Annotated in this window: 13 protein-coding genes and 1 other RNA gene; 7 read left to right on the forward strand and 7 right to left on the reverse strand. The window is 72.2% G+C overall.

What is annotated here, in order from left to right; all coding sequences use genetic code 11:
- Positions 1-482 precede the first annotated feature (482 nt).
- On the reverse strand, positions 483-734 hold the full coding sequence (locus VFC33_05695) for a hypothetical protein (GenBank protein HZR12728.1): 252 nt from the start codon (positions 732-734) through the stop codon (positions 483-485).
- Between the two features lie 262 nt (positions 735-996).
- Here VFC33_05695 and VFC33_05700 point away from each other — a divergent pair, with 262 nt between their 5' ends.
- On the forward strand, positions 997-2,259 hold the full coding sequence (locus VFC33_05700) for a glycosyltransferase family 39 protein (protein ID HZR12729.1): 1,263 nt from the start codon (positions 997-999) through the stop codon (positions 2,257-2,259).
- 65 nt (positions 2,260-2,324) lie between these two features.
- Here the strand turns inward: VFC33_05700 and rnpB are convergent.
- From rnpB to VFC33_05715, 3 genes are all read right to left on the reverse strand, one after another.
- Positions 2,325-2,762, reverse strand: an RNA gene (rnpB, locus tag VFC33_05705) — RNase P RNA component class A.
- Between the two features lie 12 nt (positions 2,763-2,774).
- Positions 2,775-3,233 (reverse strand): hypothetical protein, encoded by a 459-nt coding sequence (locus VFC33_05710; protein ID HZR12730.1) that lies wholly within the window; start codon positions 3,231-3,233, stop codon positions 2,775-2,777.
- Between the two features lies 1 nt (position 3,234).
- The gene (locus VFC33_05715; protein HZR12731.1) at positions 3,235-4,455 is read right to left on the reverse strand and encodes a sodium:proton exchanger; all 1,221 of its coding nucleotides are present in this window, start codon (positions 4,453-4,455) and stop codon (positions 3,235-3,237) included.
- A gap of 237 nt (positions 4,456-4,692) precedes the next feature.
- Between VFC33_05715 and VFC33_05720 the strand changes: the two genes are divergently transcribed.
- From VFC33_05720 to VFC33_05735, 4 genes are all read left to right on the forward strand, one after another.
- A complete protein-coding gene (locus tag VFC33_05720; GenBank protein HZR12732.1) occupies positions 4,693-4,941 on the forward strand; it encodes a WhiB family transcriptional regulator in 249 nt (82 codons plus the stop codon).
- A 120-nt stretch (positions 4,942-5,061) separates the two neighbouring features.
- Positions 5,062-6,228: an acyl-CoA dehydrogenase family protein gene (locus tag VFC33_05725; GenBank protein HZR12733.1), complete on the forward strand. Its 1,167-nt coding sequence runs from the start codon at positions 5,062-5,064 to the stop codon at positions 6,226-6,228.
- A gap of 5 nt (positions 6,229-6,233) precedes the next feature.
- Positions 6,234-7,283, forward strand: coding sequence for an anthranilate phosphoribosyltransferase (trpD, locus tag VFC33_05730; protein HZR12734.1), 1,050 nt, complete (start codon positions 6,234-6,236; stop codon positions 7,281-7,283).
- The gene (locus VFC33_05735) at positions 7,283-7,966 is read left to right on the forward strand and encodes a hypothetical protein (GenBank protein HZR12735.1); all 684 of its coding nucleotides are present in this window, start codon (positions 7,283-7,285) and stop codon (positions 7,964-7,966) included. The genes trpD and VFC33_05735 overlap by 1 nt, the downstream gene beginning before the upstream one ends.
- Here the strand turns inward: VFC33_05735 and VFC33_05740 are convergent.
- A complete protein-coding gene (locus VFC33_05740; GenBank protein HZR12736.1) occupies positions 7,927-9,576 on the reverse strand; it encodes a DEDD exonuclease domain-containing protein in 1,650 nt (549 codons plus the stop codon). The two genes, VFC33_05735 and VFC33_05740, sit on opposite strands and share 40 nt — an antisense overlap.
- Positions 9,577-9,641: 65 nt before the next feature.
- Between VFC33_05740 and VFC33_05745 the strand changes: the two genes are divergently transcribed.
- Positions 9,642-9,890 (forward strand): hypothetical protein, encoded by a 249-nt coding sequence (locus VFC33_05745; protein ID HZR12737.1) that lies wholly within the window; start codon positions 9,642-9,644, stop codon positions 9,888-9,890.
- A gap of 11 nt (positions 9,891-9,901) precedes the next feature.
- Here VFC33_05745 and VFC33_05750 read toward each other — a convergent pair whose 3' ends face one another.
- The gene (locus VFC33_05750; protein HZR12738.1) at positions 9,902-10,321 is read right to left on the reverse strand and encodes a secondary thiamine-phosphate synthase enzyme YjbQ; all 420 of its coding nucleotides are present in this window, start codon (positions 10,319-10,321) and stop codon (positions 9,902-9,904) included.
- An 83-nt stretch (positions 10,322-10,404) separates the two neighbouring features.
- On the opposite strand from VFC33_05750, the gene VFC33_05755 reads away from it, so the two are divergent.
- A complete protein-coding gene (locus VFC33_05755; protein ID HZR12739.1) occupies positions 10,405-11,850 on the forward strand; it encodes an NYN domain-containing protein in 1,446 nt (481 codons plus the stop codon).
- Between the two features lie 6 nt (positions 11,851-11,856).
- Here the strand turns inward: VFC33_05755 and VFC33_05760 are convergent.
- The coding region (locus VFC33_05760; protein ID HZR12740.1) for a SpoIIE family protein phosphatase at positions 11,857-12,136 on the reverse strand (280 nt) is incomplete at its 5' end.

Below are 12,136 nucleotides of genomic sequence, written 5' to 3' on the forward strand. Positions count from 1 at the left end.
GAAGCTCCGAGGGAGTGACCGGCATTCGCGTTCGCCGCGAACGCGAGCCGCCCCCGGCTCTGGCGGGGGCGAGTGCCGGGGGCGCGCTCATGGTGTGATGCCGGACGCGTCGGGGAGACAGTCCGGGGAGACGGAGGGTCGTGCCGCCTCCCAAGAAGTATCGGGTCGCGATGCACCGCCGCTTGAGTGTGACGAGGTCACATCGCGCGAGTGTTCCTGGTGCGCGTCGCTGCGTCGGGCGCTCACTCCGTGGAGGGACGGCGCGATGCATCGCGACCGGTAGCGTCGCGCGGGAAAAGGTCGCCGGAAGGTCTCCGTCGAACTCCGGGCGGGGTGGCTCGTGCGCGACGGAGACCTTGACCGGCGAGCGCCGCGTCGGCGGGCAGGGTGAGGCCGACGTGAAGCGCTGGCGGCACTGTCGCGCACGCTGACGGCGATGTCAGCCTGTTTCACCGTCCGCGCACCTCGAGGCGCGGTACGCGTCAGGCCGTCGTCGCGACCCGCCACGCGCACCGACGAAGCTCCTCGGTGCGGTCGGTGTCGACTTCCGGATGGTGCCGGGACAGATGGTCCTTGAGCTCGGCCACGAGCCCGCGGAGCTCGCACGCGGTGGCGTCCTCGGCGCCGAGCCAGACGGAGAGCGTGCGGTCGCAGGGCTCGCACGACGCGACCACGGTTCCCGGAACGTGGCTCACGACGATCGGCCCGACTCGATGGTCACAGGTATCGAGCATCCCGCTCCTCTTTCCCGACAGGCTGGGTCGGGGAACGAGCCTTTCCACGGAGCGTGGGACTCAAACACGGAACGTGAGATCACGGCCGGTCCTCGGCGTCGAGCAGTTGCTGTCACCGGCGCTCGACGGCACGATGCGACCGTCGGCGTGATCGTCGTGGTGCAAGCGGAAGCGAGGCGCTGTGTCGGGACGGCCGCGCGCGCATGGCGTCCTTGGAGCGGGCGCCGAGCGCCGCGTCGCGCACCCGCCGTTCCTGTGGAGCTTGGCCGCGATCGCGCTCGTCGGTCTCGGAGTCCGTCTGTTCTACGTGTTCGTCGGCAACGCCTCGTACGTGTTCGGTGGCGATGCCGTCTACTACCACTACGAAGCGTGGACGCTGGCTGACGGGAAGGGCTTCATCGATCCGTTCCGCTGGCTGTTCCTCCACCAGGTCAGCCAGAGCGCGGTGCATCCTCCTCTGTACTCGATGTATCTGTCGCTCGTCTCGCGCCTGGGGTTCTGGAGCGTCACCGACCATCGCGTCGCGTCGACGGTTCTCGGCGCCGCGGTCGTCGTCATCGTCGGGCTCACGGGCCGCCGGGTCGGCGGGGTGCGCGTCGGGCTCGTGGCCGCGACGTTCGCGGCCGTCTACGCGAACCTCTGGATCAACGACGGCATGCTGCTGTCCGAGTCGATGAGCGCGCTCACGATCTCGCTCGTCCTCCTGAGCGCATACGCCCTCTGGGAGCGACCGGACATGACTCACGCGATCTGGTTCGGACTCGCGCTGGGCGCCGCGATCATGAGTCGCGCCGAGGTCGCGATCCTCGCGCCGATCCTGATCGTGACGATCGTCTTGTGCCGGCACGACGTCACGGCGCGGACGCGCGCGCAACTCGCCGCCGTGTCGGGTGCGATGGTCGTCGTGTGCGTCGGACCGTGGATCGGCTACAACCTCAGCCGATTCGACAAGCCCGTGTACATGACCGACAGCGTCGGCGCCGTGCTCTCCGCAGCAAGTTGTGATGCCACCTACTACGGAAGCCAGGCCGGCTGGTACGGCTCGTGCCACGTCTTCGGCGCGCGTCCGATTCGGGGCGACGCGTCCGACGTCGACGCCGCCGTTCGCAAGGAAGCCGTCGACTACATCAAGACGCACAAGTCACGGCTCCCCGTCGTCATGCTCGAGCGCGTCGGTCGCATGTGGGACGTCTGGAAGCCGAGGCAGAACGTCCGTCTGAACGGGCTCCTCGAGGGACGGACGATCGGCGCGTCCCAGATCGCGCTCGGGTCGTACTACTTCCTGATGCCGCTCGCCGTGGCGGGCGTCGTCGTCATGCGGCGCCGCCACATCCCGATCTCGCCGATCGTCGCGCCCGCGGTCGTCGTCACCGTCGCCGCGGCGATGTTCTTCGGTGCGGTCCGGTATCGCGTCAGCGCCGAACCCGCGATCGTGGTCGCCGCCGCAATCTCCGTCGACGTGCTCTGGATCAGCCTGGTCGACCGGCGAAAGACGTTGCGACCCTCTGCGCGCCACGTGGCCTGACGACGTCCGCCCGGCGCATTCGCACGTCATGTGCCCGGCGCATTCGCACGTCATGTGGTGGAGCGGTGGCGAGTCGGCCTGTACGCCGGATCCTGTACGGACCCTCGCGGGTCCGTGGCGGCCATCCCTCTCGGCCGGCGGTTGCCCGCCGGCTCCAGCGGCCTACCCGGGGGTCTCGGGGCCGTGGCCCACGGTCGGACGGGCCGTCCTCCCCCTGTCTGGCCTTGCTCCGGGTGGGGTTTGCCGAGCCGCCCGGGTCACCCCGGGCGCTGGTGCGCTCTTACCGCACCGTTTCACCCTTGCCTGTGCGTGTCGCCACGCCATGTACACGTGCGTGTTGCCACGCCATGTACACGTGCGTGTTGCCACGCCATCGGCGGTCTGTTCTCTGTGGCACTTTCCTGCGGGTCACCCCGACTGGGCGTTACCCAGCACCCTGCCCTGCGGAGTCCGGACGTTCCTCGGACGGGTCGACGCCCGTACGCGGCCGCCCGGCCGGCTCGCCACCGCGTCGGTCATTGTCGCGCCGCTCTCACATGTCGCGACCCGAGCAGTGACCCGAGGATCCCGAAGCCGGCCGCGAGCACGAGCGCGCCGAAGACCTGCGCGACGGTCATCGTCGGGTGCGCGCCGGTGAACAGCCCGCGGTGGTCGTCACGGATCGCCCAGATCGCGATGCGCAGCGGCAGCCACAGCACGACCGAGCCGAACCCGGCGAGCGCGCCGTTGGTCAACGGCGCGCCGGGCGTCGATCGTCCCGCGACCCAGCCGGCGACGCCGTACGCGACGAGGATCGCGAAGAAGAACGGTGCAGCCCAGGCGCTGTGGTCGAAGTCGTGGACGTGGCGGCTCACGAGCGCGCGCACGACGGTCACGGGCACGATGACGACGAGACCCGCGATCGCACCGCGGAGGACCGCGATCCCGTCGACGACCGGCCGCTCGTCCACGCCCTCGCTCGCGCGGTCGTTCACCTCAGCTCACCTCTCCGACGAGCTCGTCGCTACGCGCGAGCTCGCGTACGGGCACGCGGAACCCGTCGTTCAGCAAACGCAAGAGTGACCGTCCCTGACGCGCGACGACACCGGCCGCGAGCACCAAGTACACCGCGCCGACGCCGAGCCGCTCCAGCGCGCGCAGGTCGTGGGGGAGCACCGCGCCGAGCACGAATTGCGAGAAGAACAACCCGAGCAGCCAGAGCGCCTCGCGCACGCTGATCGACCGATTCGCGAGCACCGCGACCGCGAACGCGCTCTGCGCCGCCGTCAGGAAGAGCTCCTCGCGCTGCACCGTGTCGAGCGGCAGCCCGTGCAGCCCCGCCGACGAGATGACGAACACGATCGGCAGCGTGCCGACGAGCAGCGTCCACTGGTTGACCTTGGACGACACGAGCGACCCGAGCGCGCCGTTCGTGTTGAGTCTCCACGCGAACAGCGCGCCGACGATCAGCTCCGGTGCCTCCGACGCGAGCGGCGCGAGCCACTGGACGAGCAGGAAGGTGCTCACGCCGAAGCGCTCGCCCGTGTGGACGAGCGACTCGGCGAACGGGTCGGCGCACGCGAAGATCACGCCGGCCGCGAACGCGAACATCACCGTGAGCGCGATGCGGCGCTGCCGTTGCGGGAGCTCGCCGACGAGCTTCGCGGGCCCGACGAGATCCGGCTCCTCGGACGGCGTGCGCGTGATGCGCGTCAGGTAGAGCACGAACAGCGTGACGAGCACGACCGCGTCGACGAGCGTCAGCGTGCGCTTCAGCGGCAACGTCAGCGAGTACACGGTCGCGACCGCGAGGAAGCCGATCTCGATGGCGTGCGCGCGATCGAGGTGGACCGACGTGTCGACCTCGCCCGTGTACCCGCGCGTCTTCGCCGTCCGCTTGATGCGCCACGCGGCGAGCAGGACGACGAGTGACCACCCGATGCCGATGAGCAGCCGGTTGCCGCCCGTCATGTTGGCGAGTGCGAGCGGCGCGTACTCGTGCGGGTTCTTGCCTGCCTTCCACGTGAAGACGAAGTCGACGACGTACTCGGGCAGCACCGCGATCAGCGCGAGCAGCGCGAGCGCGAGACCTTGCGACACGTCGACCTGCATCGCCTCAGCCGCCCACGCGAGGAGGAACGCCGCGCCGACGACCGCGAAGCCGAATGCGAACGCGGCGAGCAACGGCTCCGCGTGCGCTCCCGAGGCTCGCAGCACGAGGCCGGGGAGCGTGACGGCGGCCGCCAGGAGAAGCGGCGTCGACCGACGCGCAGCGTGGTCGCGCGCACGGTTCGACCGCGCTGGGCGCTCGGAATGCACGACAAACGATCCTAGGGGCACGGTCGTGTACCGCTTCCGCGAAGAGGCCGTTGTTTTCGCTTCAGACGCGGGGAATAACGACCGAGACACAGGGGTCGAGGGACGGGACAACCGAGGGGGTTCTCGGTGCTGAGAATGCACGACCGGACGAACACGTCGTGGCGGCAACTCGCCGGCTGCCGCGGCGTCGACCCCGAGATCTTCTATCCGGCGTCCGAGGACGACGAGGATGCCGCCGAGGCCAAGGCCGTCTGCGCGGCGTGCCCCGTGCGCGAGCCGTGCCTCGAGCACGCCCTGCTCGTGCGCGAGAAGCACGGCGTGTGGGGCGGGCTGACCGAGCGCGAGCGTCGCCGGGTCATCCGCCAGCGCCGCAAGAGCGCATAGGAGCGGCGAGCGGCCGCGAGGCGGGTATCCCGCCTCGCAGCGAGCGCGACCATCGGGCATAGGAGCACGAGCGGCCGCTGGCCCAGGGTCGGTGGGACCCGGCCGGTAACCTGGCCGGTCGTGGATTTCGACCTTCCCCCGGAGCTCGCGGAGCTCCAGGCCACGGTGCGCAAGCTGGCCCAGGAGAAGGTCGCGCCCCGGGCGCGCGAGATCGACGAGACCGAGGAGTACCCGCAGGACCTGTTCGAGGTCTTCGTCGACGCGGGCCTGACCGGGCTGTGCATCCCCGAGGAGTACGGCGGCTCCGGCGCCGGGATCACCGGCCTCGCGATCGCGATCGAGGAGGTCGCCAAGTACTCCAACGCCGCCGCGCTGATGCTGCTCCTCACCCGCTTGCCCACCGGTCCGGTCATGATCGCGGGCTCCAAGGAGCAGAACGAGCGCTTCGTCCGCCCGGTCGCGACGGGCGAGGCGCGCGCCGCGTTCGGTCTCTCCGAGCCCCAGGCCGGCAGCGACGTCATGGGCATGCGCACGCGGGCGCGCCCGGACGGCGACGACTGGGTGCTGTCGGGGACGAAGTGCTGGATGTCGGGCGTGCGCCAGGCCGACTGGTACACGGTCTTCGCGAAGACGGGCCCGGCCGAGTCGCGCGCGCACGACAGCGTGAGCGCGTTCATCGTCGAGCGCGACCGTCCGGGTCTCTCTGTCGGACGCGTCGACCGCAAGATGGGGGTGCGCGGCGTCGACACCGGTGAGCTGATCCTCGACGACGTGCGTGTCCCGGCGGAGAACGTCATCGGCGAGGTCGGTGGCTTCCGGCTCGCGATGCTGGGCCTGAACTCGATGCGCCCGATCGTGGCCGCCCGCGGCATCGGTCTCGCGGAGGGCGCGCTGATGTACGCGGTGCAGTACGTGAAGGAGCGCCGCGCGTTCGAGCGGACGATCGCGGACTTCCAGGGGATCCAGTGGAAGATCGCGCACCTCGCGACCGAGATCGAGGCGGCGCGGCTGTTGACCTACCGGGCGGCACGCATGGCGGACGCGGGCCAGTTCACCAAGGAGTACGTGCCGTTCCTGTCCATGGCGAAGTACCACGCGACCGAGGTCGCGGTGAAGGTGTCCGGCGAGGCGCTGCAGATGCTCGGTGCCGCGGGCTACATGAAGGATCACCCGCTCGAGCTCTACTACCGCGACGCGAAGCAGCTCACCATCGTGGAGGGCACGAGCCAGGTCCAGCTCGGTCTCATCGCGCGCGGTGTCCTCGACCAGGACCTGTGGTGGGATTGAGCGCGATGGAACCGTCGGTCTGGTCGGATGCGCTCGCGCGTCTCGTCCGTCGTGAGGACCTGCCCGCGGACGTCGTCGAGCAGATCATGACGGCCATCCTCTCCGGCGAGCTGAGCGACGTCCAGATCGCGGGCTTCGCGATCGCGTTGCGAGCGAAGGGGGAGAGCGCGCAGGAGCTCGCTGCGCTCGTGCGCACGATGCTGCGCTTCGCGGCGCGCGTCGACGTCGACCTCGACGGCGGCCCGGTTCTCGACACGTGCGGGACCGGTGGCGACCGCTCCCACACGGTGAACGTGTCCACGATGGCCGCGCTCGTCGCAGCCGGTGCCGGTGTGCGCGTCGCCAAGCACGGCAATCGAGCAGCGTCGTCGGCGTGCGGGTCGGCCGACGTGTTCGAGGCGCTGGGCGTCGTGATCGATCTCGGTCCCGGCGGCGTCGCTCGCTGCATCGAGGAAGCCGGGATCGGGTTCTGCTTTGCGCCCCGCTTCCATCCCGCGATGCGCTACGCCGGTCCGGCGCGCGCGCAGCTCGGCGTGCCGACCACGTTCAACTTCCTCGGCCCGCTCGCGAACCCGGCGCGGGTGCGCCGTCAGGTGGTCGGTGTGCCCGACCCCGCGATGGGCGAGCGGATGCTCGCGACGCTGGGGGAGCTCGGCGCGGAGCGGGCGATGGTCTTCCACGGTGCCGACGGGCTCGACGAGCTGACGACGACGACCGTGTCCGACGTGCTCGAGCTGCGCGACGGCGGTGTGCACCGCAGCGTCGTCGACCCGGTCGATCTCGGGATCGCGCGCGTCGACCCGGGGTCGCTCGTCGGCGGCGACCCCTCGCACAATGCGGACGTCGTGCGGCGTGTGCTCGACGGCGAGCCCGGCCCGGTGCGCGACGTCGTCGTGCTGAACGCGTCGGCCGCGCTCGTCACCGCGGGCGTGGCGCGCGATCTCGCGCACGGCGTCGAGGTCGCGCGCGACGCGATCGACAGCGGGCGGGCGGGCACCGCGCTCGACCGGTTCGTCAAGGTCAGCCGGGCGGCGGCCGAGGCGGAGCGCGGCTGATGGCGCAAGGTCTGCGCTGTCCGCACTGCGGGCACAAGCACCCGATCGCCGACCTCGACGGGGCGGCCACGTTCACGTGCTCGGGGTGCGGTCAGGTGCTGAAGACGCCCCGCCAGTACCGCACGCCGTCACCCTCACCCTCACCCTCCGCGCCGCCCGCGCCGTCCGCGCCGCCGCGCGTCTCACGACCGAACCCGACGCCGCGCGCACGCGAGATGCCGCGCGCGCGCACGTTGCCGGCGGTCGCCGGCAACCGCGAGACCGCCGTGCTGCCGCAGGCGACCGTGCCGCCCCGTGGGCGCGTCGCGCCGTCGCGCGAGCGCTCGCTCGACCGCAGCTCGACGCTGCCCTGGCCGTGGCGAGTGCTCGTGTGGGTCGTCGCCGTGCCGCTCGGTCTGGTGATCGTCGCCGTCCCGGCGCGATGGCTCGGCGTCCTGAACGGCAACAGCTTCTTCGACGTGATCAGCGGCACGGGCATCGGCCGGTACCTGCGCATCTTCTCGATCGCGCCGTTCGCCGCGCTCGTCATCGCGACGATCGCCCACGTCGCGCTCGAGCAGCTCCCCGAGTTCCTCGCGCGCCGCCGCGCGCTCGCGCGTGAAGCTGCGCAGCTCCGCCAACCCGGGCAGCCCGCGCAGGCTCCTCAGCGCGTCCGACGCGCGTCGGGCCGGCGCACCTCGTAGACGGGCAGCGGCGGAAGCGACGACGCCCACGTCCCGGCTGTCTCGACCAGCGACGCGCGCCGTTGCCCGCCCGCGCGAGCGAGCCAGCGGGCCGTCAGCAGCAGCTCGTCGATCTCGTCGCGCCGGGGTGGCAGCGTGAGGTCCAGGAACATCTCGGCTTGCACGGCGTCGCCCTCGAGCTGCGCGCGACCGTGCACGAGGACCACCGTCGTCGTCGGCGTCGTGACGACGAGACGCCGGACGGCGCGCGTGGCGTCCGCGAGCCGCTGGCGCGCGAGCGCGGACGACAGCGCGCGCAGCCGGTCGCGAGCGAGCGCGGCCTCCTCGAACCGCTCGCGCTCCGCGAGACGCCGCATGCGGTCGTCGAGCGGAGCGAGCAGCACACGCCCGTCGCCCGCGAACGCGCGCCGCACGAGCTCGACGACGCCGTCGTACTCGTCCTCGGGTGTTCGACCCGAGCACGGGCAGCACGCCACACCGAGCTGCGCGGGCACGCACGCCTCGCACGACCGCGGCGCGGTACGGCCGACGCGCCGGGTGCACCGCCGGAGCGGCACCGCCGACTCGATCGCGTCGCGTACCGCGTGCGCCGCACCCGCGGACCGGAACGGCCCGAGATGGGCGGCACCTCGACGGGCTTCACGCGTGACGGCGAGACGGGGGAACCGCTCGTCGAGCGTGAGCTTCAGGTACGCGTAGCTGCGCCACGCCTTGGCCTGCCGGTTGAAGCGCGGCTCGTGGTGCTGGATGAGCCGCAGCTCGCGCACGGCGGCCTCGAACGGATCGGCGCACTCGACGTGGTCGATCGACGCGAGCTCGCGCAGCAGCTGCGGCACCTTCCGCCGGTCGTCGCTGCCGAAGTAGGAGCGCACGCGCGCACGCAGGTTCGTCGCCTTGCCGACGTACAGGACGCGGCCGCCGCGATCGCGGAACAGGTAGACACCCGGGCTGCGCGGGAGCCGCGTCGTGAGGCGGAGCTTCGACGACGACGGGTGCGCGCGCATGCGCGGCAGCGCGACGAGATCGTCGAGGCCGAGGACGCCGAGCGTGCCGGCGCGCTCGAGGAGGCCGTGGAGCACCTCGGCGGTCGCGCGCGCGTCGTCGAGCGCGCGGTGGATCGGCTCGACGGCCGTGCGGAACCGGCGGGCGAGCGTCGCGAGGCGCAGGTTCGGGACCTCGTCGCGCACGAGCCTGCGCGCGAGCGCGACGGTGTCGACCCGTGTGTGCGCGAGGCGCGGGTACCCGAGCCGCGCGCACGCGGCATCGAGGAACGACACGTCGAAGCGGATGTTGTGCCCCGCGATCACGGTCGACGGCTCGTTGGGCCCGACGAACTCCAGCAGCGCGGGCAGCACCGCGTCGATCGGCGGCGCCGGCATGACGAGCGCGTCCGTCAGGCCGGTGAGCATCGTGACGAACGGCGGGATGGGGACGCCCGGGTTCACGAGCGTCTGGAAGGTCGCGAGGCACTCGCCGCCGCGGTACTTCACCGCGCCGACCTCGGTGATCGCGCACTCGGCCGGTGACGCGCCCGTCGTCTCCAGGTCGACGACCACGAAGGTCACGTCGTGCAACGGGATGCCGAGGTCGTCGAACGTTCGCTGACCCACGATCGCGACCGTATCGAACATGCGTTCGCATCCCGCGGATGGGGCGGCCCACTACGATTCCGGGCGTGCCTGGGACGCGCTACCGGTGCAGCGCCTGTGGGAACCTGACCCGCTTCGACGTCGTCGCCACGCGCCGTACGCGCGAGTTCCACCACTTCAGCGTCGGTGGTGAGCTGAACGTCGAGGACGGCGAGCTGCTCGACGAGCAGATCGAGCAGGTCACGTGCCGGTGGTGCGGTGCGAGCGGCGGCGCGATCGAGACCGTCGTGGCCGCGGACGAGGCGTCGTCCGCCGCGGCGGACGGCCGGGCGTGACCCGGCTCCCGCTACTCGCCGAGCAGCTGGACGACGAGCTTCCGGCTGCGGGGCCGGTCGTCGAAGTCGATGCAGACGACCTTCTGCCACACCCCGAGCACGAGCTCGCCGGACATGAAGGGCACGGTGACGGACGGGCCGATCAACGCGGCGCGGGCGTGGCTGTGACCGTTGGTGTCGGCGTTCCGCTCGTTGTGCTCCCACCGGCCGTGCTGGGGCGCCACCCGCTCGAGGACCCCGTTGAGGTCGGCGTTGCAGCCCGGCTCGTACTCGATGGTCGTGATGCCGCAGGTCGAGTGGGCCACGAACACCGTGCACAGCCCGTCGCGCAGGCCGGAGTTGTCGACGACCTTCTGCGCGTCGCCCGTGACGTCGACGACGTCGCCGTCGCCTCGTGTCTCGAGCGTGAGCTCTTCGTGACGAGCCTGCATCGGAAGCCTCCCGCGCCGGCGTCGTCGCCGGTCGCCGCTCAGTCTACGGGCTGCTCCCCGGAAGACGTCCGGGCGGCACTGCCATGAGCGACGCGGGCGTCCCGCCCGTCCCGGAGGCACTGCTCGCACCGCTGCTCGACACGGCCGCGGACCACCTGCGCGCGCTCGAGCCCGGTGACGTCCCGCTGTCGCTGCGGCCGCTCACCGGCTTCGACCGCCGCGGGTTGTCACGCGGCGCGGCACGCCAGCAGCTGCTGCGCGCGGTCGAGAGCGAGGAGGGGTTCCGCAAGGAGATGGTCGAGCGGTTCCTCGACCGGGGCGAGGTCGAGGACGTGCTCGGTCGGTGGAGCGCGAGCGACGCCGTCGCTCTCGTCGACAGCGCGGCCGAGCGTGACGACCTGCCGTTGCTCGCGTCCGCGCTGTACGCCGCGCGCCCGGACGGGTGGACGTTCGGTCTGGGCGTCGCCGTCGCCACCTACGAGCGCCGTCGTCGCGAGCAGGCGTCCGAGGACGACGTGAAGGCGTTGCGGTCCCAGGTCGCCACGCTCGAGGAGGCCCGTCGCCGTGCCGACACGGCGCGCTCCGAGTCCGAGGCCAACGTCGCCCGTCTCGAACGTGAGCTGCGCGACGAGCGTCGCTCGCGGCGCGCGCGCGAGGAGGAGGCACAGCGCCACACCGACGTCGCCCGTCGTCGCGCGGAGACGCTCGAGCGCGAGCTCGGCGAGGCCCGCGAGGCGACCGAAGCGGCCGAGGCGCGCTACCGGCGCGAGGTTGCACGCGTGCGCGCCGCGGATGCCGACGCGCGCGCCGCGCACGAAGAGGTCGCGCGGCTCGAGGGCGAGCTGGCCGATCTCGCCGAGCGCAGCTCGCGCGAGCCCGGGGTGCTCGGTCCCGCGGAGCTGCAGGCACTCGAGGACGCCGCCGAGCTCGCGCGTCGCGTCGCCGACGGCCTCAGCGTCATCGCGACGCGACATCACGACGCGGGCCGCGGCACGAGGACCGCGCCGGCTGCGGGGGACGCGGCATCGCCCGCGGACACGACGCGCGGCGGCCGCGGACGCGACGGCGGGCGCACCCGTCCCTCGCCGCCGCCCGTGCCGAAGGGTCTCGTCGCCGACTCGCCCGACGGCGTGGCCGCGATGCTGCGCGTCCCCGGCGTGGTGATGGTGGTCGACGGTTACAACGTCTCGATGCAGGGATGGCCCGACGCCGCACCGGACCTGCAGCGTGAACGGCTGCTCGCGGGGCTGACCGAGCTCCAGATGCGGACGCGCTGCGGTGTCGTGTGCGTGTTCGACGGTGCCGACGTCGGGAGCGTCCCCGCGCCGCGCCGCACGGGTGTCCGCGTGGTGTTCTCCGAGCCCGGCGAGGACGCCGATCCCGTCGTCGTGCGGCAGGTGGCCTCGTTCGTGCGTCGGGCTGCACCCGTCCTCGCCGTGTCGTCCGACCGCTGGGTGCGTGACCACGCGGAGGCGCAAGGCGCGCGTGTCGTCGGCGCGCCCGCGCTGCTCCACGTCCTCCGCGGCTGACGCGCGCTACCCGTCGCCGGTCGCCCGCAGCGCGAGCAGGGGCGAGGTCGTCGCGCGCGTGGCCCGCGGTCCGCGTGCTGTCTTCACGAGGTCGTCGAGGAGATGCTCGGGGTCCAGCGCCGCGTGCTCGGCCAGGATCTCGTCGACGCCGTCGAGGCCGAGCACCTCGCCGGTCGCGGTGCGCAGCTCGCTCAGCCAGTCGGTGAAGAGGAGCATCGTGTCGCCCGGGCGCAGCATCGCGGCGAGCGGGGGATCTCCGCCACGTCGACGCCGTGCTTGCCCTCGA

The sequence above is a fragment of the Acidimicrobiia bacterium genome (genome assembly GCA_035651955.1).
GTDB lineage: Bacteria > Actinomycetota > Acidimicrobiia > IMCC26256 > JAMXLJ01 > JAMXLJ01.